The sequence below is a fragment of the Actinoplanes lobatus genome, from assembly GCF_014205215.1.
In the GTDB taxonomy this organism is placed as follows: Bacteria; Actinomycetota; Actinomycetes; order Mycobacteriales; family Micromonosporaceae; genus Actinoplanes; species Actinoplanes lobatus.
This window is the reverse complement of the sequence record NZ_JACHNC010000001.1, coordinates 7,439,765-7,461,999: the sequence shown is the minus strand read 5'-3', so window position 1 is coordinate 7,461,999 and position 22,235 is coordinate 7,439,765. Positions and strand designations below refer to the sequence as shown.

Genomic DNA, 22,235 nt, shown 5'->3' with positions numbered 1-22,235 from the left:
CGTCACACGCTACGTCAGCGTCCCCAGGTGCCGTCGTCGCGGACGCGGTAGGTGCGTTTGCCCAGGACCAGGGTCTCCAGGGCCTCGATGTACGTGTCGGCGACGAACCACTCGCCGGCCTGGTCGAGGTCGAAGACCCGTCCGTGTTCGTCGATCGCCAGGACCGACTCATCGTTGACCCGGCCCAGCGGGAACAGCCGCGCCCCGATGACCTGCCCGAACTCGTGAAGCAGGTCGGCGGTGTGCGGGGCGTCGAAGGGGGAGATGTGCGCCATCCGGGAGCGCTGTTCCAGGCCGGGCGCCCGGCGGGAGAGTACGACCAGGTTGGTGTGTCCGTACGCCTCCCCAGCCGCCGGGAACCATTCGTGCCGGTGCTCCTGGCCGTGGACCGGGAGCACCTCGCTCTCCACCATCCCCTCGACCATCTCGGTGTTGTACTCGTTCGGCACGTCCGGGGACCACCCGCCGTTGAGCATCTCCGAGGCGAGCGTGTCGGAGAACCGGGCCGGATCCGGGTTGGGCCGGGGCGGGGCGACGAAGTGGTGCAGCGCCCCGGTCTTGCCCCACGGCATGAGCCCCAGCTGGGTGAGCACGTAGGTGCAGGTCTCGCACGGGTCGTTCGGTTTGCCGGCGAGCGGGTCGCCGGGCGCGTGGATCTGGAATGTCTGGAACTGGGAGGCCCGCAGCAGCTGCCGGGCGTCGTCGAGCGTCAGCGGGGCCTGACCGGCCATGTGCCGGCGGCGGTCGACGTCGTGCAGCGCGTCCGAGCAGGCGATCAGTTCGGCGTGCCGGTCACAGCCGCGGACCGTCTCCTGCGGTGACTGTTCCGCGAGCCGCTCCAGGACGAGCCGGTGGTGGTTGAGTTTCTGGTCGCCCTTGGCGCCGCGGGCGATGTAGACGCGGCCGGCAACGGTGGCATGGGCCGCGATGCTGGGGGCGGGCCGACGGTGGATCTCGCGGCGCAGCTGCACCGCCGGGTCGGCGGTCCTCGGCGGGCCGACCACTTCGGGGCGGCGCTGTTCGTACTGCTGCTTGAGGGTTTCCGACGGCCAGGCCGGCCAGGTCGAGACGCGGCCGGTCTCCCGGTCGATGACGGTCACGCCGGCGCCCGGGTCGGCCGGGCCGTCGGCGACGGTCCGGACGATGAACCCCTGGTCGAACTCCTCGACGGACGCCCGCCACTGCTGCCCGCGGGTCAGCGTCTCGGCGCGCGCCCAGGTGGCGGCGGCCGCTTCGGCTTCGGTACGGGTGATCATCGCTGACTCCAAGTGCCATCGTCACGAATGCGGGCGGCCGGCAGCCCGGTGAGCAGCGCGACGATCGCCTCGTCGAGGGTCTCGCCGATGAACCACTCACCGCCCTGGTCGAGGGAGAACACCCGGCCGCGCTCGTCGATCGCGAGCACCGCCTCCTCGTAGCCCTCGGTGCCGAGCGGGAACATCCGGGCGCCGACGGCCCGGCCGAACTCGCCCAGCGGATCGGCCAGGTGACGCGGCGACCCGGTGCCCAGCTGGAACCAGCGGACCCGCTGCGCGGCGCCGGGACAGTTGCGGTTCGGGGCGACGTCGTAGAACTCCAGGAACGCGGCCTCTGCGGCGGGGAAGCGGCTCAGCCCGTACTCCGCGCCTTTGTTCTCCTCGATGGCCCGGAGGACCGCTGAAGCGCGACGTTCGCGCACGGGTGAGGGCTCCCAGCCTTCGGCCGCGAGTTCCCACGCCACGTCCGGCGGAAACCGGCCCGGCTGCGGATCGGTGCCCTCGGTGCGGCGCCGGATCTTGCGGTACGTGCGGTCGTCCTCCCCCAGCACACCCAGCCCCACGAGCACGTCACAGCAGGTGAAACAGGGTGTCGCCGGCTCGCCGCCGCGCGGGTCGCCGCTCTCCCGGATGTGGAACGTCTCGAACTGCCCGCCGCTGAGGCCGCCGGTCTCGTACAGGACGTCGGAGACGACCAGCAGCTCGGCGTGCCGCTCCGCGCCGCGGACCAGCTCACCCGGCGCGATGGCGGCCAGCCGTTCGGCGACCAGCGGGTGGTGCCGCAGTTCCTGGTCGCCCTTGGCGCCGCGGGCCCGGAACAGTCGCCCGTCGGCGGTGGTGAGGTGCGCGGCCACCGACGGCGACACCCGCCGGTACGCCTCCCGCCGCAGCTCAGCGACCGGATCGGCAGTCTGGTGCGATCCGACGGCGACATCCCGCCGGGCGGTGTAGCGCTGGTCGAGTTCCTCGGACGGCGCGGGCGGCCAGTGCGAGAGCCGGCCGGTCTCCCGGTCTATGACGGTGATCACGTCCTCGCCCGGCCCGGTCCGCGCCTCCGGCGGCAGTCGCATCCAGACCGCGTAGCCGAGCGCCAGCTCATCGACCTGCGGTGTGCACGGGTAGCCGCGCCGGACCGTCTGCCGGTGAGCCCATCCCGTGGCGATCTCCCGCGCCTCGGCGAGCGTGATCATCCAGCTGCCTCCTTCAACCATCGAGAGGGGAGCTTAGAGCAGGAAGCTGCTGGTAGGTTGCTCCAGTCAATTCGCGAGTCCTCGGGGAGACAACCGTGAGCAGACAGGCCGACCGCGACCCGAACCATGCGCTGCGTGCGCGTTTCGACGACGTGGTGTCGCAGTACCAGCGTCTGCGGCTGGGCCTCGACGACATTCAGGACCGGCTGGCCAGGCTTTCCGTCACCGCCGAGTCGCCGGACGGTCTGGTGAAGGCGACCGTCGGCGCCCGCGGCCAGCTGGTCGACCTGAAGCTGGACCGCGAGGTGTACCGCCGTCAGGATCCGGACCAGCTGTCCCGGACGATCCTGCGGACCGTCGAGCAGGCTGTCGCGAAGACGACAGACCAGGTGCAGGCGATGGTCGGTGAGTACCTTCCGGCCGACTCGCCGGGGGCACGGTTCATGCGCGACGGCGACTTCGGTGGTCTGCTGGCCCGCCAGGACCGGCTGATGCGGGAGGCCGGTGACGACGATGAGCGGTGAGCTGTACCTCGATCCGCAACGCGCTACCGCCGCCGGCCGGGACCTGTCCGCCGCCGGGAAACAGCTGGTCAGCCTGAACAACAGCACGGTCGCCGAGGTGAATGCGGCCAGTCAGGGCCAGCCGTGGGGCCGCGACGACATCGGCGCCGCCTTCCAGCAGAACTACGGTCCGTTGTTGCAGCAGTTCACCGACGCGTTCGGCAAGATCTCCGGGTTCGTGCAGGGCCTCGGCGACGCGGCGATCGCGTCGGTCGAGGACAACCTGGGCGCCGACGCGCGTTCCTCCGACACCGTCACCAAGTCGTACGGGGCCTGATGCCGTGACGATCCTGCCGAGCCCGATCCCGCACCCGTTCGACTACTCGCCGTGGGACCTGCCCGGATGGGCGTACGACGCTCTCGAATGGGTGGTCGGTTTCGACTGGCCCGAAGGCAACGAGAAGCTGACCTGGGACGTCGCCGACCAGTGGTACCGGCTGGCGGAAGCGCTGGTGACACCGCGGGAGGACGCCGCCGAGGCGGCGCAGCGGTTCATCGACGCGTACGGCGGCAGCGGCACCACGATCGAGGCGTTCATCGACGCCTGGCACAAGGTCGCCGACGGTGAGGACGCCCCGCTCAACGCGCTGATCACGTTCGCCGACGCGATGGGCGACATGGTCAAGGAGTGCGGCGCCGACATCGAGGCCGCCAAACTCGAGGCGTGGATCGAGCTCGGCCTGTTCGTCATCGAGCTGATCGGCCTCGGCATCACGGTGGTGCTCACGCTGGGTGCGGCGTCGCCGGCCGCCGGCGGCCTGATCGCGGCGACCCGCTTCGCGATCCAGCAGATCTTCAAGAAGCTGGTGGCGCAGCTCGCCAAGAAGGGCGTCAAGAAGGCGCTGAAGGAGGCCGGGCAGCGGGCGCTCAAGGAGATCGCCAGCAAGAAGGGCCTGAAGGAACTCGGTAAGAAGGCGCTGCACGAGGCCAAGGACGAGGCCAAGGAGGAGGCGCTCACCAACCTCGGCGTGCAGACCTATCAGGACGCGGCCGGGCACGACGACTTCTCGGTCGGTGACCTGGTCCAGTCGACGGCGGCGGGTGCGGCCGGTGGCGCGGCGTCCACGATCGCCGGTGTCGGCGCGGGCGGGAAGAACAATCTGCTGCGCGGCGCCGGTGGTGAGGTTTTCGGTGAGCTGGGCGGATCCCTGGTCGGTGGCGAACTGCCCGGCTGGGAGGACCTCGGCAAGGCGGCCACGTCCGGCGCGGCCGGGTCGGCGGTCGGCGGCACCCGCCAGGAGTTCAAGGACCTCGGCGGCAGCCTCGACGGCGCGGGGGGCCTCACCCTGGGTGATTCGGTGCCGGGTTCGTCGTCGGTTTCAAACCCCTCTTCCGGTACGGGGGTGAGCACCGCGGTCGGTGATTCGTTCTCGGGTTCGGGGTCGTCGGAGGGTGGTTCTTCCGCTTCGTCGTCCTCCCACTCCTCGTCCTCCCACTCGTCGTCCTCCTCTGGCGGGAGCGTGTCCGGCGGCGGGTCGTCGCCCTCCCCCGCGTCGCACTCGCCGTCGTCCGCCTCCACCTCGTCCCCGTCGCCTTCGCACGACACCGTTCAGGCGTCGACGACCACTCACTCGCAGGTCAGCGCCTCGACCTCCAGCAGTGGGGTCACGCTGTCCGGGGTCACGCCGACCGCCGAGGCGCCGGCCAACAGCGGTCCGAGCGTCTCCACCTCGTCGCCGTCGGTGACCACGGCTCCGTCCAGCACGGCTTCGAACGGGCCGGTGGCGTTCGCCCCGAACACCGGCAACTCCGGGCCGGTCGGTGGGCCGTCGGTGGCCACCAGCGGCCCGATGGGTTCGCCGAGCCCGAACGTGTCGCTCGCGAGCGGTAACCCGAGCACGCCGACCAGCCTGAACGTCGGCCCGTCGCCGTCCACCTCGCCGTCGTTCTCCCCTGCCACGTCGCCGTCACCGTCACCCTCGACTTCGCCGTCGCCCTCGGTGTCGCCGTCTCCTTCCTCCCCGACGACGGTTTCCACCTCACCGGCCAACACCAGCAACGCCCCGGTCACCGCGACGACGAACACCACGTCGCCGACCACTACGACCACGGCCACCACTGGGACGCCGACTTCGCCTTCGACTTCGACTTCGACTTCGACTTCGACTTCGCCGAGCGTCACGAGCCCGAATCAGCCGAGCACCGGCACTCCCGGCGGCCCGTCCACGTCGATTCCGTCGCAGACCGGACCGTCCACCTCGCCGGATCAGCGGCCCGGGTCGCAGGATCAGTCGCGGCAGGACGCCGGTCGCAATGATCTGCCGCTGGCCGGCGCGTCCCACGGCGCTCCACACCTGACGCAGCGGACCCCGCAACAGCAGCACGACGAACAGGCGTACTTCGACCAGCGCGATCAGAACAAGCTGGACGTCCAGAACGACATCGTCCAGCGCACGCTGACGCCGCTGGACCAGAAGATCGCGGACAGCCGGCGCAAGCAGCGGATGGCCCGGCAGCAGGCGGACCAGGCCGCGCAGGCGCTCGACATCAAGCGGCGCGACTTCTACCTGGACCGGGAGTTGCACCACCGCAAGCAGGAGCTCGACGCCCTCAAGCTCCGGGCCGACGCGGTCAAGCTGCTGAGCAACCCCTACTCGATCCAGCTGACCGGCACCGACTTCAACCGGGCGAACTTCGATCAGGGGACCCTCTCCGACAACCCGAACTCGATCAATGACCGGTCGGCGCTGACCGGCACAACGAACCCGCCGAACGCGCGGACCGAACGCAAGTACGGCCAGCCGGGCGGCCTACGGATACCGCTCGCGATGCACCAGGAGGACCTGGAACACCTGATCCCCCGGGACCAGAACGGCCGGCCCCAGCGCACCCCGGACCCGACCAAACAGTGGGTCCAGCTGATGAACGACGGCGGTCCGGCCTCCGACCCGACCCGTGGCGTCAACTGCCTGGACTGCTCGCTGTCGTTCCTGGAGACCTACCTGCACGGCCGCCCGACCGTGGCCGCGGCCCGAACCGTCGACACCTACACCTACGGCCTCCCTGACCAGCACGTCGGCGAGGACGGCGGCCACCACCGCGCCGAAAAGGTGACCGGAAGCGGCTTCACCCAGGTCACACCGCATGTCGGCAACAGGTCGGACGCCGACGCCAAGAATGACATCGACGAGGGTTTCGCCCGGATCGCCCGAACCCTGCTCCAGGGCGGCCACGGCTCCACCGCGATCATCATCAACCAGTGGTCGGGCGGTTCGGCGCACGCCTGGAACGCCGTCAACCACAACGGCGTCCTCTACTTCATCGACCCGCAGAGCGGCGTGTGCGTCGACGCCACGAACTTCGCGGGCGGCCCCGGCCACCGGACCCTCTACGGCCACAACGGCACGAACGACCCGTCCAACGTCATCCAGCTCAACGCCCTGCTGCTCGACGGCCAGGGCAACCCGATGGCCGTCCCGAACACCCCGCCGGCCCCGTACTACAGCAGCCGGACCACGCCGCCCCCGCCCCCGCTGGCCTACCAGCAACAGCAGGCCCAGCCCCTCCAGCAGCAGAACCAGACGACGCAGCCGGTTCAGCCGCCCCCGCCCGCTCCCTCCCCCGGCCCTCCGGCCCCGCCCGCTCCCCCGGCCCCGCCGGTCAACACGCCACCCGCACCGCCGGCACCACCGGTCAACATGCAGCCGCCGGCACCGCCGGTGCAGCCGTCGGTCGACACGCAGCAGTCGCCCTCACCCTCGCCGAGCGTCGAGCAGTCGGCGACGGACCAGCAGCCGGTGGTGAACAACTCCGTCGATGAGACGACCACTCAGCCGCCGGTCGAGAACGGCCCCGCCGACGACGCGACCGTTCCGGCGCCGACCGAAGACGACCTCACCGACAAGACGACCGTTCACAGTCCGGTCAACGACGTGGCCGTCCAGCCGACGGTCGATGACACGCGCACCGACGACGCGACCGTTCCGGCGCCGACCGAAGACGGCCCCTCCGACGAGGTGACCGTTCAGAGTTCGGTGGAGGATCGTGGTCCATCTGCGGTGGATGACGGCTTTACGCGTACGGATGAGAAGGAAAGCTCGCCGTCGACGGAGGCCGAACCGGACCGCGGGGTTTTCGATCCGCTGTCGGTGCTGGACCCGAAGTCGATGGACGCGCCGACGGACAGCGATCCGCTGTCCGTTCTTGATCCGGGGCCGCGGACCGAGCCGGACGTCACGCTGGCGGAGACGCCGACCGTGGACGCGGTGGCAGATCAGCAGGCCCGGGAGAATTATCGGTACGAGAACGAGCGGACCCGGCGCGAATTCGACGACGACTACCGCCAGAATCTGGGCCGTGAACTGCGTAATCAGGCGGAAGCGAGGCGTGCCCGGGCGGATGATCTGCGCGGCGCGCTGCGGGCCGCGGACGAGCGTGGCGATCTCGCCGAGGGCGACCGGATCGTCGCGGACCGCCGCCGGTTCGAGGAGGAAGCCGACAATCTCGAGGTACGCGCGTCCGATATCGAACGTGGCGGCGACATCGGGGACGTCGAGGTCACCGGGGCCGAGTGGGAGCGGCTCAACGAGAGCGCCAGCGACCTCGCGCCGGGCCCGGTGGAGACGGGTGACCGGTCGGCGCTGACCGGCGACGACAGCCCGCGGCCGATCGACACGACGCGCCGCTACAACACGCGGGGCGGACTGCGGCCGCCGTTGCGGGTGCATCAGACCGACCTGGAACGCGCCGTGCCGCGCGACGACGACGGCAACCCGGTACGGCAGGCCGACCCGCGCGACGGCGAGTGGTTCGGCCTGGTCAACGACGGTGGCCCGGAGGCCGACCCGACCCGGGCGATCAACTGCGGTGACACGGTGTTGTCGCTGTTCGAGACGTACATGCACGGCCGTCCGAGGGTGTCCGCGCCGCGTACGTTCGACGGTTACCGCAACGGCGATCCGCACCGCCCGTACGGTGCCGAGCGTGGTGTGTCGTCCCGCATCGAGGCGACGACGGGCGGCCGTTTCGAGGGCCTGACCGACGTGGGCGCCCTCGATCCGGAGAACGCCCGCACCGAAATGCGCCTGGCCGAGAACCGTCTGCGCAACCATCTGCTGGGCCTGGGTCACGGTTCGTTCGCGTTCGTCACGACGCAGGACCAGGCGGGGCGCACGCACGCGTTCGCCGCGGTGAACCAGAACGGCACGATCCTCTACCTGGACGCCCAGACCCGCCAGATCAGCTCGACCGGCCCGATGCACTCGGGCGACAACGTGCCGTGCGACGTCATGCGTTTCGACGCCCTCACGGTCGACGGCCAGGGCCGCCCCCGCCCCATGACGGCCGGCGACCCGCCCCACATCGCCACCGACCCTTCCGGCCAGGACGAGCCGGGCTTGAAGGCTTCCGATGTGCCGGAGGCCATGCGCCGCTACGCGGCGCTGGGTGAGGACCCGCCGAGAGTCAACCTCGAGGACAACGAGCGGTTGTACCAGTCGAAAGGCGCTCACACCATCGAACGGCACGGGCCCGACGTTCAGCTGCAGCGACACCACGATCCGAACTCGGGTGTCCGAACGATCGAGGGACGAATCTACGGCGATCGACCGTGGCGCCACTCTGAGAACAAGTCCTACCAATGGATCGACTCGTCCATCATGAACCGCGCGGTGAATGAGTATGTCCAAAACAATTGGGAGGAGATTCGTAGCGATCTAGCAATGGACGGCATACATAAAGCAATGTTCGATGCCGGACATCGCGTGGGCCACGGGTATTACAATAAGAACATGTTCAACCCGGGCCCTCCGGATCCCGAGTATGCCGTGACAAGTCTCGCACGAATCACTGTCAAGATCGTTGTCGGTTCGGATCCGCTGGAATTCTTCATCCTCACGACGTTCCCCGCAGGGCTAGGCTGAACTCCATGGACTTCTCTGATCTTCCTGAGCCGATGCGCAACCGCATCGCCGAACGCTCCGCCCGCCCACCGCTCGATAAGGTGCGCGACATGTTGCATACCTACCTCGAGGACGCCGAGGATCTGGACGCGGTCAGGCGTGAGCTGCGAGATACCACCAATTTCAGCAGCTTTTATCTTCACCAGTATCTCGTCGCCTTCGAGACTATCCTCTCCGAACCGCAGCCTCCCGGAACATTGCTGCGTCTAGTGGCCTGGGATGCCAACTGGGGAATGGGTGAAAATGCGACGGACGAAGCCTCAGCGGTCTTCCTGCGGGAGATAGCCGAGATGATCCGCGATGCAATTCGCGAGTCCGACCGACGCTGAGGTCACCGCGGATCCATCTCGGCTTCCCGAGCCGTTTCGCTCACGAGTGGAGGAACGCTCGGCACTTCTGTCGATCGCGAAGGTCCCGCATTTCCTGCATGGTCACGTAGCCGATGCCACCAATTCCGAGGAGATCCGAGACGATATTCGGCAGACGGCTGAGCGGAATACCTTCCATCTCCGGGAGCTGGCCGATCTGCTTCGATCGGAGTTCCGGCAGCAGCAGCTCAGCATCCTGGCCGCACATGCGTTGCCGAGAGACCGGCGTGGCCATGGGTGAGGGCCCCGGGAGTGGTCCGGCACGGCGAACGAGTGCCGCACCGGCTCAAGAAACTCGCGGTAGCTGGGCAAAGAGATGGGCTGCCGGGCAGGCAGACCACCTAAGCCCGCCGGCACGCCTTCCCGTCCACAAACCTAGAACTTGGGCACCGAGTTGCATACCGCCTGCGCGCCCGTGCTCGGGTACCACCTGATAAAGCAGTTGTTCTGAAAGTCGGTGCGTCGCCCGCCACCGGCGATCGCGTACTCGTCCGAGGTCGGGAACCCGAGCTGGCTGGTCTCCCAACCCAGTGACGCCCATCTGTCACGGATCGAGCCGTGCACCTCGTGCGCGCCGGTCGCCGGTGACCAGTAGATCGACCCGCCCTGGAAGTGGTTGTAACGACCAACCCCATTCGGGGTTGTCAGCTCGTCCGTCTTCGGGAATCCGAGCAGGCTGTTCTCCCAGCCCATAGCCGCCCACTTGTCACGGATCGAGCCGTGCACCTCGTGCGCACCCGTATCAGGCGACCAGTAGATCGACCCGTTCTGGAAGTGGTTGTACCGGCCGGGTTTGTTCGGCGTCGACAGTTCGTCCGTTGTCGGCAGGCCAAGGCCGTCCTTCTTGTCCCGGCCGCGCTGAACCCACAGAACGTTGATCGAGCCGTGGATCTCGTGCGCTCCGGTCGCCGGAGACCAGTAGATCGACCCACCCTGAAAGTCGCTGTACCGCGCCTTTGTCGTGCGTCCGAACAACTCGTCCGTCTTCGGGAACCCGAGGATGCTGGTCTCCCAGCCCATAGCCGCCCACTTGTCGCGGATCGACCCGTGGATCTCGTGCGCTCCGGTCGCAGGCGACCAGTAGATCGACTGACCGCCGTCGAAGTGGTTGTAGCGCCCGATCCCGTTCGGAGTCGTCATCTCGTTCGTGGTCGGGAACGCCCACAACACGCTAGTACGGCAGCCGCCATTCGTGATCATGGCTGGAGTTCGAGGGTGAGGCGGCGGGCGTAGTGAGCTCGTCTGGCTCGTGCTTGGTGGCGGCGTCGCCAATGTGACCAGCGCAAACGGTAGGCGATGCTGCGCGTCGGCCGAATCAGTAGGACGTTGATCAGGCGGCGGATCTCGTTGACGGTCAGGTCGATCATGTCGGGCTGAGCGGGACGGTCCGCCGATCGGGCGTCGGCGGTACAGATCGCGAGGACCGCGAGCGCTGCCAGGGCAAGGGTGGTGAACCGGTGCCAGGACGTCCAGCGGCGGACCTGGTGCTGGTCCAGCCCGACCTGCCCTTTTCCGGCCTGAAAACTCTCTTCCACGATCCACCGAACTCCGGCCACGCGGACCAGCTGGGCGAGTGTGACCGGGCCCGGTGCCCAGCAGCGGTAGAAGGCCAGCTCACCGGTGGTGTTGTTGCGGCGGATCAGCAGGCTGTGCCGGCCGTCGTCGTCGGGATCACCGTCAGCGCCGACGTCGGCCAGCCAGGCCCAGTCGTAGAACCGTGGGCCTTTCGAGCCCTCGCCGGCGCTGCGCCGGGTCCAGCCGGTGGCGGGCAGATCGGCAGCCAGCCGGTCAGCGCGGCAGCGGATTTTCCCGCTGTCGATCGGCACGAGGTGATCGCAGGAGACCGCCAGGACGTAACCAAGGCGGAGTTCGCGCAGCTCACTGCGGAGTCGGGTGTTGTTGCCGTACGCCTCGTCCGCGGCGACCCACCGGGCCGGGACCAGGGCATTCACGGCGGCGGTGATCATGTCGTCGGCCAGCTCGGACCTGGTGGCGAACGTGATCTTTTCCGGGATCCCGGCCTGCTCGCACCGCCCGCGGTCGTCGGTCCAGGACTTCGGCAAGTAGATCCTGCGGTCGATCAGGGCGTGACCGTGTCTGCTCGCATAGGCCAGGAACACTCCGACCTGCGCGTTCTCGATCCGCCCAGCGGTTCCGGTGTATTGACGCTGGACACCGACCGAGTGCACGCCCTTCTTCAGATCGCCGGTCTCGTCGACGACGAGGACACCGTCGGGGTCACCGAGCCGGTCGACGACGACCTGACGCACGTCGTCACGCACCGCGTCGGCGTCCCACTTGGCCCGGTAGAGCAACCTTTGCATCGCATCCGGCCGGGCATGTCCGGCCTGCTCAGCGACCTGCCAGCAGGTCTTAATCTCCAGGTCGGCGAGCAGTCCGGTGACGAACCCGCCCGCCGCCCGGCGAGGCTCTACCCGGCAGAACCGGCCGGCGAACGAGTCGATGACCAGGTCGATGGTTCGTCGCCACTGGGCAGGCTCTACGCTGTGGCTCTCGGCCACCGCAAGGTCTGATGTTGTGTCCACAACGCACAGACGATCATGCGGTGGCCGTCCTCGTTCCCGCGGGATCCGAGGTCACCTCACGAACGGCGGCTGCCGTACTAGGCGCCGTCCAACTGAGCTTGCGCCATTTATCGTTGATCGAGCCGCGGATCTCACGCCACGGCTGACCGCTCCTGTGCACGACGGTACTGGTCTGGAACAGGGCGATCTCGCCGTTCAGCGAGCCGAGCGTGGTGAGCTTGTCCCACACGATGACCTGTTGGACCGGCACTCCGGCACAGGCATCCATCCATTTGCGGGGGATCCCGTCTGAGACGAAATGCCCGAAACCCCGAAATTGGGCTTGGTACTCGTGGTCACCGAAGCGGTGCCGGTCGCTGGCAGCGGTGCTCTGCCACTCGATGCGGTTCTTCTTGGTGTTGACCTGGCTCCAGATAGTGGTCCGGCACGGCTCCGGCGCCGGCCAGAACGCGGTGTCGTCAGCGGCGGCCAAAACCGGGCCTGCGGGAAGAACTGACGCGACGACCGCCATCGCAGCGGCAGTCAGAAGGGTGATGGCTCGGCGACGGGTGCTCGTCATGACGGTATTCCTGGGCTCCTGGTGGCGTGCCGCGGCGAGGGCCGCCGAATGTAGCAGGAGTGCCCGGCGCGCTGACGGACGGCCCCGCTACCGGAGCAACGATCCTGGAAGCTACGGCCTGTTTCTCTGTGGTGCCTTAGCCGTCGGGCAACTCTGGGACGACAGCAACGCGATACATGAGGACCGGGCGTTGAAGCACCGTCCCGCGACGGCGACTCGGCCGGCGCCGGCTGCACCGATAGCTGCTACGCACCAGTCGTGACACACCGACGTCGCCCGCGCCACCCGACACGCCAACCGCTCCGCACGACCTGATCACCATTGCGATCAGCAGTTGCCTGCAATGCGCGCTGGCGCTGCCGCCGAGCCGGAGAAATGGAGTGAACATTCCGCCGGCATCGGATTCTTCGTGCACCATATGGGGCGAGGACCTACGGGGCGACTTCTTCGCCCTTGAATTGTCAGGCCTATTCCACTGAAGAGGAGAATCGTCATGAGCCTGCCGAACTCTCGTTTTCCGGTGCTGCGCACCGCGGCCGCATCTGCGCTGGCCACTGCGGCACTCGCCGCGGGCCTGCCGGGCGTCGCGCACGCCTATGCGGACGTCAGCGTAAAGGTGGTGATCCGGAACAACACTTCGACGACGATCAACCTGTTGAAGTACAAGGTCATTGAGGGCGCTTCAGTCACCGGTCCGACGTCGACCATCTCGGTGTCCAGCTACGACTCGGCCGAGACCCAGTCGGATATGAAAGGCGGTGGCACGTCGGGCGCACTCAACTACAGGGTTTCGGGAGGGACGGCCGTATTGCGCTGGAGCAATCCGTCCAAGGGTGCCAACAAGTTCTCCTGCACAGTGCCGAGCCAGGTATCCTGCTCCTTCAACAACGACCAGCGATCCAATGCCGAGGTGACGTTCACCCTCACCGGCTGAACGACGCCCGAACATGCTTCGGAAATTCATTTCCGAAGCAAGAGCAATCCTGAATGGTTTAAGAAGAAGGCAACACCTCAGGTTTTGGCCACAATTTTCTTCACCGTCCGATGGACGCTCCACGAGAGGGCCGGTCCCACGCCGGCCCTCTCACGCCGCGCGGGTGCCGCTAGCGGAGGGAGACCGCCCGCGGCGAGTGCCGAGACAGGGCTCCGGCAAGGTCGTGACTTTATCCGACTTGGGGGTTCTGGAGTAGAAGCGCCGCTGTTGGGCGCAGTAAGACGGGCATGACCAGTTTGGAAGATCATCAAGGTTCCTACGCCACGATGATCGATCCGAAGTGAGTCATGCCCGCACTGCCATCATCGCTGATCTCCTCTTTGTCCTGCACACCGGCTCTGACCGCGCCCGAAACCGCTGATGGGCTGCTGGCAGCGCTCGATCGCCTGCCTGATCCGCGGGCCCGGCGAGGGGTCCGGCATCGACTGACGGCGGTAGTGGTCGCAGCGGTCTGTGCCGTGATCACCGGCTGCCGTTCCTGCGACTGCAACTGGACGCGCTCGAATCGATCCTTGCTGAGCCGCAGCGGGAGGGCACTCTGCGGTGGCTGGTCGAGGTCGACTGCAACTGGGGTATCGACGACGACCCGACGGACCGCGGTGCCGCGGTTGTTCTCCAGCAGCTCGCCGATATTCTGCGGGCCGCGATCGAGGAGGCGGAGGCGGCTCGCCGATGACGGCTTCAGGGTTCGATGAGGCCGGCTCGGATGGCGTAGCGGGTCAGTTCGAGGCGGTCTCGGAGGCCTAGCTTCTGCAGCAGGTTGGAGCGGTGCCGTTCTACCGTCTTGACGCTGATCACGAGCAGGTCGGCGATCTCCTTGGAGGAGTGGCCCTCGGCGACCAGTTTCAGGACCTCCTCCTCGCGGTCGGTGATGGCTCGGCCGGAGGCGGGGTCTTCGCCGTCGGCTACGCGTTCCAGGTAGTTGCGGATGAGGGCGTTGACGGCGCCCGGGTAGAGGAACGGTTCGCCGCGGACGGCGGCTCGGCAGGCTTCGACGAGGTCGCGGTCGGCGACGGATTTCAGTACGTATCCGGAGGCGCCGGCTTTGAGGGCTTCGAAGAAGTACTGCTCGTTGTCGTACATGGTGAGGATCAGGATGCGCAGGTCGGGCAGGATGCGCGACAGTTCGCGGGCCGCTTGCAGGCCGGTGAGGCGGGGCATGGCGATGTCGAGGATCGCCAGGTCGGGGCGTTCGGTGCGGGCCTGGGCGATGGCTTCGGCGCCGTCGGAGGCCTCGGCTACCACGGTCAGGTCGGGTTCGCTGTCGAGGATGAGCCGGACCCCGCGGCGGACCAGGGCGTGGTCGTCGGCGAGCAGGATGCGTGCCGGTTCGCGGTCAGTCACGGGGCTTCTCCTCGCCGAGGGGGACTCGTAGCAGGACCTCGGTGCCGCGGCCGGGCGCCGGGCCGATGGTGAGGTCGGCGCCGATCAGCAGGGCGCGTTCGCGCATGCCGCGGATGCCGGCGCCTTCGGGTGCTTCGGCGATTCCTCGGCCGTCGTCGCGGATGCACAGTTCGATCAGGGTGCGGGGCGACTGGTGGGAGAGGCTGAGGGTCACCTGGCGGGCCCCGGAGTGCCGGGCCGTGTTGGTCAGTGCCTCCTGGGCGACCCGGTAGAGCACGAGTTCCGTCTCCTTGCCGAGGCCGGGCAGGTCGGTGTCGATGGTGCGGCGCACGGTCAGGCCGGCTGTGGAGAATTCGCCGGCCAGTGATTTGAGGGCGCTGGCGAGGCCGAGTTCCTCGAGGACGCCCGGGCGTAGGCGGCGGGCGATGCGGCGGATCTCGTCGAGTCCGTTGCGTACGGTCTCCTGCACCTGCCGGACCTCGCCGGAGACCGGTTCGGGGGCGTGGTCGGCGACCCGTTTGAGTTCGAGGAGCACGGCGGTGAGGGTCTGGCCGACCTCGTCGTGCAGTTCCTGGGCGATGCGCTGCCGTTCGGCCTCCTGGGCGGACAGTGCGCGGGCGGCGCTGGTGGCGCGTTCGGCTTCGAGGCGGTCGAGCATGGTGTTGAAGCTGCGGATCAGGTCGGCGATGCCGTTGCGGCCGGTGACGGTGAGCCGGTGTCCGGGGCGTAGCAGGTCGACGGTGTTCATGGTGTGGGCGAGGCGGGCGAGCGGGGCGAGTCCGAGGTGCAGGAGCCCGGCGTTGGCGGCCAGCATCACCGCCAGCACGCCGCTGAGGATCATCGCCTCGGTCAGCAGGACCGGGGTGGAGACGGTGAACGGCCCGACCATGAGCAGGCCGAATGCCGCGGTCACCACGGCCGCGTTGAGCAGGAAGATCCGCCAGAACAGCGACAACCGCTGTGTCTCGTCCACCATCGCACCCATCCTCGACTGCTTGCCGGCCCAGCGTCCCCGATCCGGTCGGGAGACGTCCATCCGGGCCGCCACCCATCCTCCGCGCGGTCGGTGGGGGCGAAATGGGTGCTGGCCCGCCCCGGGAATGGAGGTCGGTCCCGATGGTCGGCGGGAGGCGGCGCGGCTTGGATGGAGGTCATGCCGGAACAAGTGGGAGGTGCGCGATGACACTGGAACGGATCGGTCTGCCCGGGGTCGGCGTGTCCCACCTGCTCACCACGCGGGACGGGGCGCGGCTGGGGATCGTCGTGCGCCCCGACGGTGGCCGTGACCTGGCCGTCTACGATCCGGCGGATCCTGATCGGGCGGCCGGCACGGTGGTGTTGTGCGCCGAGGAGGCGCATCTGGTGGCCGATGTGCTGCACACGATGGTGACGCTCGATCACGTCGACGGGCCGCGGATGCCGGCGGACGGGGTGCGGGCGGTGCGGGTCCGGGTTCCGGCCGGGTCGGGGTCGGTGGACCGGCCGCTGGCCGCACCGGACGGCGCCGAGGTCGTCGCGGTGATCCGTGGGGCCCGGGTGCTCCCCCACCCGGGCCCCGCTTTCCTGCTGCGGGCCGGTGACGTGCTGATCGCCGTCGGTGGGCCGGCGGCGCTGGCCCGGCTGCACGATCTGCTGGCGGCGCCGTGTTGATGCTGCTGGGCGCGCACCTGGTGGCCGCGGTGCTGGCTCCGGTGCTGGTCCGGCTGTGGGGGCCTCGTGCGTTCTGGCTGCTGGCGGCCGTTCCGGCGGGCGTGTTCGGGTGGGCGGTGACGCATCGGTCCGGGGAGTGGGTTCAGCCGTGGGTTCCGGGTCTCGGGTTGAGTCTGGCGTTCCGGGTGGACACGCTGTCGTGGCTGCTGGTGTTGCTGGTCGGTGGTGTCGGTGCGCTGGTGCTGGTCTACTGCGCCGGCTACTTCGCGCCGGGTACGGCGGGGCTGGGCCGGTTCGCGGCGATCTTCGTCGGGTTCGCGGGGGCGATGCTCGGGCTGGTGGTCAGTGACGACCTGCTGCTGATGTACATGTTCTGGGAGTTGACCACGGTCCTGTCGTACCTGCTGATCGGGCACACCGGCGAGGCGCGGCCGAACCGGCGGGCGGCGTTGCAGGCGCTGGTCGTGACGACGGCCGGTGGGCTGGCGATGCTGGTCGGTCTGGTGATCCTGGGTGAGCATGCGGGCGGTTACCGCTGGTCGCAGGTGGCGGCGGGGCTGCCGGACGGTCCGCTGCTGGTGGTGGCGGTGGTGTTGATCCTGATCGGGGCGCTGTCGAAGTCGGCGGTCTTCCCGTTCAGTTTCTGGCTGCCGGCGGCGATGGCCGCGCCCACCCCGGTGAGTGCCTATCTGCATGCGGCGTCGATGGTGAAGGCCGGGGTGTTCCTGGTGGCCGGGTTCGCGCCGATGATCGTCGCGGCGGGTGGTGCGGCCGCGACGGTGTGGCGGGTGTCGGCGGTCGGGTTGGGCCTGGTCACGATGCTGGTCGGTGGTTGGGCGGCGCTCTTTCAGAACGATCTGAAACTTCTTCTCGCGTACGGGACGGTCAGTCAATTGGGGCTGCTGACCGTGGTTTTCGGGTTCGGGACGGCGGGGGCGGCTCTGGCGGGGGCGGCGATGCTGTTCGCGCATGCCCTGTTCAAGGCGGCGCTGTTCCTGGTCGTCGGGGTGATCGACAAGGCGGCGGGCACCCGGGATCTGCGGCGGCTCGACGGGTGGGGCCGGCGTGCGCCGCTGCTGGTGGCCGTGGCGGTGCCGGCCGCGTTGTCGATGGCGGGTCTGCCGCCGGCGATCGGGTTCGCCGGGAAGGAGGCGGTGTTCGCCGCTCTGCTGGACGCGGGGACGACCGGCCGGCTGGTGCTCGCCGGTGTGGTGGCCGGCTCGGTGCTGACCGTGGCGTACACGGCCCGGTTCCTGTGGGGTGCCTTCGCTCGCAAACCGGCCGCCGAAGACGCAGCGGTTCCGGCTGGTGTGGGCGGGTCGCTGCTGGTGGCTCCGGCGGTGCTGGCGGCTGCCGGGGTGGCGGCCGGTTTCGGGGCGGGGCATCTCGATCGGGTGCTCAGCCCGTACGCCGAAGGTTTCCGCGGAAGCGCCGACCACCTCGCGCTGTGGCACGGGCCCGGTGTGCCGCTGGTCCTGTCCGTGCTGGTCGTGGCCGCCGGGCTGGTGCTGTTCCGGGTGTTGCCGGCCGGTGTGGCCGGGCCGCGGCCCGGTGGCCGGGGGTATGAGCGGGTGATGACCGGGACGGACCGGCTGGCGGTGGAGGTGACCGGGGCGACGCAGCGTGGTTCGCTGCCGTTCTATCTGGCGCTGATCCTGCAGATGCTGATCGTGACGGCGGGTCCGGCGATGGTGGCCGGGTGGCCGGGCGCGACGGCGGTGGAGCTGTGGGAGACGCCGTTGCATCTGCTGCCGGTGGCGGTTCTGGTCGTCGCCGCGGTGTGCGCGGTGCCGGCTCGGCGGCGGCTGACCGCGGTGATCCTGGTGGGGGTCACCGGTTACGCCAATGCCGTCGTGTTCCTGTTGCACGGCGCGCCGGATCTGGCGCTGACCCAGTTCCTGGTGGAGACGGTCACGCTGGTCATGGTGGTGCTGGTGCTGCGGCGGCTGCCGAGTCACTTCTCGCAGCGGCCGGGGGCGTGGCGGCGGCGGGTCCGGGTCGGGATCGGGGTGGCGGTCGGCACGGTGATGGCCGGGGTGGGCCATCTGGCGGTGTCGGCGCGGCAGGCGGCGCCGGTGTCGCAGGCGTATCCGGAGCTGGTGGTGCCGTTGGGTGGCGGCCACAACATCGTCAACGTGATCCTGGTCGACATCCGCGCCTGGGACACCATGGGTGAGGTCGCGGTGCTGGTCGCGGTGGCGACCGGGGTGGCCAGTCTGATCTTCCGGCGGGCGGAGCGCCTGCATCGGCGTGGGCCGGTGGAGACGCCGTCCGATCCGCCGCGCGACGAGCCGGTGTGGCTGATGGCCGGGCACACCGTGGAGGCGGGGCGGCGGTCGACGATGGTGGAGGTCGTCACCCGGCTGCTGTTCCACGTGATCATGCTGCTGTCGGTGTATCTGCTGCTCACCGGCCATGACACGCCGGGCGGCGGGTTCACCGGTGGGCTGGTGGCGGGGCTGGCGCTGACCGTGCGGTATCTGGCGGGCGGCCGGTACGAGCTGGCCGCGGCGGCGCCGGTCGACGCCGGGGCGGTGCTCGGGGCGGGGCTGCTGGTGGCGGTCGGCACCGGGGCGGGGGCGCTGGTGCTGGGTGGGCAGGTGTTGCAGAGCGCCGTCCTGGACCTGCATGTGCCGTTGCTCGGTGAGGTGCATGTGGTGACGTCGACGCTGTTCGACATCGGGGTGTATCTGATCGTCGTCGGGCTGGTGTTGGATGTGCTGCGCAGTCTCGGCGCGGAGGTGGACCGGCATGCGGCCGCCGCGGAACCGGCTTCGGCTCGGAAGGAGGAGCTGGTATGAGCGTTTCGTTGCTGTTGGCGGTCGGTGTGTTGTTCGCCGCCGGGACGGTGCTGTTGCTGGAACGTACGCTGACGCGGGTGTTGCTGGGCGTCATGCTGCTGGGCAACGGGGCGAATCTGCTCGTGCTCGCGGCCGCCCGGCCCGGGGCGCCGCCGATCGTGGGTGCCGCCGACCCGGCGGAGATGACCGATCCGCTGCCGCAGGCGATGATCCTGACCGCGATCGTGATCACTCTCGGGATGACGGCGTTCCTGCTGGCTCTGGCGTATCGCAGTTGGCTGTTGACCGGTCATGACGAGGTGCAGGACGACGCCGAGGACCGGCGGGTGCGGGAGCTGGCCGACCGTGACGAGGGCTCCGACGCCGAGGCGCTGGAGGCGGCGCGATGACGTGGCTTGTTCCGCTTCCGGTGGTCATGCCGCTGCTGGGCGCCGCGGCGACACTGTTGATGTTCCGGCGGCCGCGAGTGCAGCGGGCGATCAGTGTGAGCGTGCTGACCGCGACCCTGCTGGTGTCGGGCATGCTGCTGGTGCTGGCCGCCGACGGGCCGCTGGTCGTGGCGGTCGGTGGCTGGCCGGTGCCGATGGGGATCGTGCTCGTCGCCGACCAGTTGGCCACGCTGATGCTGGTGGTGTCGTCGGCGGTGACGCTGTGTGTGCTGCTCTACTCGATCGGGCAGGGTGGCGCGGACGGTGACGAGGAGCATCCGCTGTCGGTGTACCACCCGACCTATCTGATCCTGACCGCCGGTGTGACGAACGCGTTCCTCTCCGGCGATCTGTTCAATCTGTACGTCGGGTTCGAGATCCTGCTGGCGGCCAGCTATGTGCTGATCACGCTGGGCGGGACCGAGACGCGGATCCGGGCCGGGACGACGTACGTGGTGGTCAGTCTGCTGTCGTCGGTGATCTTCCTGGCCGGGATCGGGCTGATCTATGCGGCCACCGGGACGCTGAACATGGCGCAGCTGGTGGAGCGGCTGGACGCGCTGCCCGACGGGGTGCGGCTGGTGTTGCAGGGCATGCTGCTGCTGGCGTTCGGGATCAAGGCGGCGATCTTCCCGCTGTCGGCGTGGCTTCCGGACAGTTATCCGACGGCGCCGGCGCCGGTCACGGCGGTGTTCGCCGGGCTGCTGACGAAGGTCGGCGTGTACGCGATCATCCGGACCGAGACGCTGCTGTTCCCCGGTGGGCGGGTCGCCGACCTGCTGATGGTCGCGGCGCTGTCGACGATGGTGGTCGGCATCCTGGGTGCGGTGGCGCAGTCCGACATCAAGCGGCTGTTGTCGTTCACGCTGGTCAGTCACATCGGCTACCTGTTGTTCGGGGTGGGTCTGGCGTCGCGGGCCGGACTGTCGGCGGCCGTGTTCTACACGCTGCACCACATCGTGGTGCAGACGACGTTGTTCCTGGTGGCGGGGTTGATCGAGCGGCGTGGCGGGAGCACCGCGCTGGATCGGCTGGGCGGGCTGGCGCGGACGGCGCCGCTGCTGGCGGTGCTGTTCTTCCTGCCGGCGCTGAACCTGGCCGGGATACCGCCGTTCTCCGGGTTCCTCGGCAAGCTGGGGCTCATCCAGGCCGGCGCCGGCGACGGTTCGGCGTTGTCGTGGCTGCTGGTGGGCGGGTCGGCGGTGACCAGCCTGCTCACCCTGTACGCCCTGGCGCGGGTGTGGAACCTGGCGTTCTGGCGTACGCCGGTGGCCGGTCCGGTGGCCGCGCCGCTGCGGTCGTCGCGGCTGATGGTGACGTCGACCGCCGCGCTGGTCGTGGCGGGAATGCTGTTCACCGTGGCGGCCGGGCCGCTGTACTCGCTCACCGACACGGTGGCCGCGGATCTGCTGGCGCGAAGCCCCTATGTGCGGGCGGTGCTGCCGTGATGGCGGGCACCCGGGACCGGCTGGTAGCGGTGGCCGCGCTCACCGTGGTGTGGATGCTGCTGTGGGGCTCGTTCTCGTGGTTGACGCTGGTCGGTGGCCTGCTGGTGTCGGTGCTGGTGCTGGCGGTGTTCCCGCTGCCGCGGGTGACGTTCGCGGGGCGGCTGCGGCCGGCCGGGCTGCTGCGGTTCGCGGTCCGGTTCGTCGTCGACCTGTGGGTGGCCAGTTTCCAGCTGGCGTGGACGGCCCTGGCGGGGCGGCGGGAGCCGCGCAGCGCGGTGCTGGCTGTTCGGCTCGCGGTCCGGTCGGACCTGAATCTGACGATGTGTGCGGAGGCGGTGTCGCTGGTGCCGGGGAGCCTGATCGTGGACCTGGACCGGGAGACCGGGGTGCTCTACGTCCATGTGTTCGATGTGGCCGGACCGGCGGACATCGCCCGGTTCCGCCGGGATGTGCATGAGATCGAGCGGCGGATCATCGGGGCGGTCGGCTCCGATGCGGAGATCGCCGTCGTCGAGGGGGTTCGGGATGATCATCGTCGCTGTGTTCCTTGCCGCCGCGGCGGGAATGACGCTGGTCCGCATCGTCCGGGGGCCGTCGACGCTGGACCGGATCGTGGCCATGGACGTGCTGCTGGCGATCACGGTGTGTGCGATCGCCGCGGAGGCCGCCTACAGCCGGGACGCGACCGGGCTTCCGATTCTGCTCGGGTTGTCGCTGCTCGGCGCGGTCGGCTCGGTGGCGGTGGCCCGGTTCGCCGGCCCCGCGGCGCCGCGGAAGTCCGGTACCGGGGCGGGAGAGCCGTGATGGGTGTGACCGCGGTGCTGGACGCCGTCGCCGGGTTCTGCCTGCTGGGCGGGGCGCTGCTCAGTCTGGCCGCCGGGGTCGGGCTGCTGCGCTTTCCGGACCTGTTGTCGCGCATGCACGCCGCGACCAAGCCGCAGGTGCTGGGTTTGCTGCTGATCCTCACCGGTACGGCGATCCGGCTCGGCACCCTCGTGGACATCACCACGCTGGTGCTGGTGGGCGTGTTCCAGTTGATCACGGCTCCGGTGGCGGCGCACATGGTGGGGCGTGCCGCCTATCGGGCCGGGCTGGTGCGCCGTGAGCTGCTGCTGACCGACGAACTGGCGGCGACGGTGCGCCGGGGCCGACCCGGCCGAGGTAGCCGTCGCGGCTGGTGATGGCGCT

19 protein-coding genes are annotated in these 22,235 nt (G+C 69.2%); 11 read left to right on the top strand and 8 right to left on the bottom strand.

Annotated features, from left to right (window positions below; genetic code table 11):
* Positions 1-14: 14 nt before the first annotated feature.
* Together BJ964_RS34025 and BJ964_RS34020 are read right to left on the bottom strand one after the other, a co-directional pair.
* The gene (locus BJ964_RS34025; RefSeq protein ID WP_188124474.1) at positions 15-1,256 is read right to left on the bottom strand and encodes an SUKH-3 domain-containing protein; all 1,242 of its coding nucleotides are present in this window, start codon (positions 1,254-1,256) and stop codon (positions 15-17) included.
* Entirely contained in the window at positions 1,253-2,446 is a 1,194-nt protein-coding gene (locus BJ964_RS34020; protein ID WP_188124473.1) for an SUKH-3 domain-containing protein, read from the bottom strand. Before BJ964_RS34020 ends, BJ964_RS34025 begins: the two co-directional genes overlap by 4 nt.
* 95 nt (positions 2,447-2,541) lie before the next feature.
* Here BJ964_RS34020 and BJ964_RS34015 point away from each other — a divergent pair, with 95 nt between their 5' ends.
* The 4 genes from BJ964_RS34015 to BJ964_RS34000 are packed head-to-tail and all read left to right on the top strand — an operon-like array spanning position 2,542 to position 9,238.
* Positions 2,542-2,970 carry a YbaB/EbfC family nucleoid-associated protein gene (locus BJ964_RS34015; protein ID WP_188124472.1) on the top strand — a complete coding sequence of 143 codons (429 nt, stop codon included), beginning with the start codon at positions 2,542-2,544 and terminating at the stop codon, positions 2,968-2,970.
* Positions 2,960-3,286, top strand: coding sequence for a hypothetical protein (locus BJ964_RS34010; RefSeq protein WP_188124471.1), 327 nt, complete (start codon positions 2,960-2,962; stop codon positions 3,284-3,286). The genes BJ964_RS34015 and BJ964_RS34010 overlap by 11 nt, the downstream gene beginning before the upstream one ends.
* 4 nt (positions 3,287-3,290) lie before the next feature.
* Positions 3,291-8,870, top strand: coding sequence for a toxin glutamine deamidase domain-containing protein (locus tag BJ964_RS34005; protein WP_188124470.1), 5,580 nt, complete (start codon positions 3,291-3,293; stop codon positions 8,868-8,870).
* A 5-nt stretch (positions 8,871-8,875) separates the two neighbouring features.
* Complete coding sequence (locus BJ964_RS34000) at positions 8,876-9,238, top strand: hypothetical protein (protein ID WP_188124469.1); 363 nt, start codon at positions 8,876-8,878, stop codon at positions 9,236-9,238.
* A 40-nt stretch (positions 9,239-9,278) separates the two neighbouring features.
* On the opposite strand, the gene BJ964_RS33995 is transcribed toward BJ964_RS34000, so the two are convergent.
* The 4 genes from BJ964_RS33995 to BJ964_RS33980 form a co-directional block, all read right to left on the bottom strand.
* Positions 9,279-9,512, bottom strand: coding sequence for a hypothetical protein (locus tag BJ964_RS33995; RefSeq protein WP_188124468.1), 234 nt, complete (start codon positions 9,510-9,512; stop codon positions 9,279-9,281).
* Positions 9,513-9,652: 140 nt separating this feature from the next.
* On the bottom strand, positions 9,653-10,477 hold the full coding sequence (locus tag BJ964_RS33990) for an LGFP repeat-containing protein (protein ID WP_188124467.1): 825 nt from the start codon (positions 10,475-10,477) through the stop codon (positions 9,653-9,655).
* Positions 10,474-11,799, bottom strand: coding sequence for an IS701 family transposase (locus BJ964_RS33985; protein ID WP_456049055.1), 1,326 nt, complete (start codon positions 11,797-11,799; stop codon positions 10,474-10,476). Before BJ964_RS33985 ends, BJ964_RS33990 begins: the two co-directional genes overlap by 4 nt.
* 37 nt (positions 11,800-11,836) lie before the next feature.
* Complete coding sequence (locus BJ964_RS33980; protein ID WP_188124466.1) at positions 11,837-12,382, bottom strand: hypothetical protein; 546 nt, start codon at positions 12,380-12,382, stop codon at positions 11,837-11,839.
* Between the two features lie 493 nt (positions 12,383-12,875).
* Between BJ964_RS33980 and BJ964_RS33975 the strand changes: the two genes are divergently transcribed.
* Positions 12,876-13,316, top strand: coding sequence for a hypothetical protein (locus BJ964_RS33975; protein ID WP_188124465.1), 441 nt, complete (start codon positions 12,876-12,878; stop codon positions 13,314-13,316).
* A 347-nt stretch (positions 13,317-13,663) separates the two neighbouring features.
* Positions 13,664-14,071, top strand: a complete 408-nt coding sequence (locus BJ964_RS48515) for a transposase family protein (protein ID WP_239163881.1) — start codon at positions 13,664-13,666, stop codon at positions 14,069-14,071.
* Here BJ964_RS48515 and BJ964_RS33965 read toward each other — a convergent pair.
* Positions 14,058-14,720, bottom strand: a complete 663-nt coding sequence (locus BJ964_RS33965; protein ID WP_188124464.1) for a response regulator — start codon at positions 14,718-14,720, stop codon at positions 14,058-14,060. The two genes, BJ964_RS48515 and BJ964_RS33965, sit on opposite strands and share 14 nt — an antisense overlap.
* Positions 14,713-15,696, bottom strand: coding sequence for a HAMP domain-containing sensor histidine kinase (locus tag BJ964_RS33960; RefSeq protein WP_203832823.1), 984 nt, complete (start codon positions 15,694-15,696; stop codon positions 14,713-14,715). Before BJ964_RS33960 ends, BJ964_RS33965 begins: the two co-directional genes overlap by 8 nt.
* A gap of 203 nt (positions 15,697-15,899) precedes the next feature.
* Here BJ964_RS33960 and BJ964_RS33955 point away from each other — a divergent pair, with 203 nt between their 5' ends.
* From BJ964_RS33955 to BJ964_RS49710, 5 genes are read left to right on the top strand one after another with little or no spacing between them, the layout of a single operon-like run.
* Positions 15,900-16,370: a cation:proton antiporter regulatory subunit gene (locus BJ964_RS33955; protein ID WP_188124463.1), complete on the top strand. Its 471-nt coding sequence runs from the start codon at positions 15,900-15,902 to the stop codon at positions 16,368-16,370.
* A complete protein-coding gene (locus BJ964_RS33950) occupies positions 16,364-19,171 on the top strand; it encodes a Na+/H+ antiporter subunit A (protein WP_188124462.1) in 2,808 nt (935 codons plus the stop codon). Before BJ964_RS33955 ends, BJ964_RS33950 begins: the two co-directional genes overlap by 7 nt.
* A complete protein-coding gene (locus tag BJ964_RS33945) occupies positions 19,168-19,560 on the top strand; it encodes a Na(+)/H(+) antiporter subunit C (protein ID WP_188124461.1) in 393 nt (130 codons plus the stop codon). Before BJ964_RS33950 ends, BJ964_RS33945 begins: the two co-directional genes overlap by 4 nt.
* Complete coding sequence (locus BJ964_RS33940) at positions 19,557-21,047, top strand: Na+/H+ antiporter subunit D (RefSeq protein ID WP_188124460.1); 1,491 nt, start codon at positions 19,557-19,559, stop codon at positions 21,045-21,047. Before BJ964_RS33945 ends, BJ964_RS33940 begins: the two co-directional genes overlap by 4 nt.
* A complete protein-coding gene (locus tag BJ964_RS49710; RefSeq protein ID WP_456049041.1) occupies positions 21,047-22,228 on the top strand; it encodes a Na+/H+ antiporter subunit E in 1,182 nt (393 codons plus the stop codon). The genes BJ964_RS33940 and BJ964_RS49710 overlap by 1 nt, the downstream gene beginning before the upstream one ends.
* Positions 22,229-22,235: the final 7 nt, after the last annotated feature.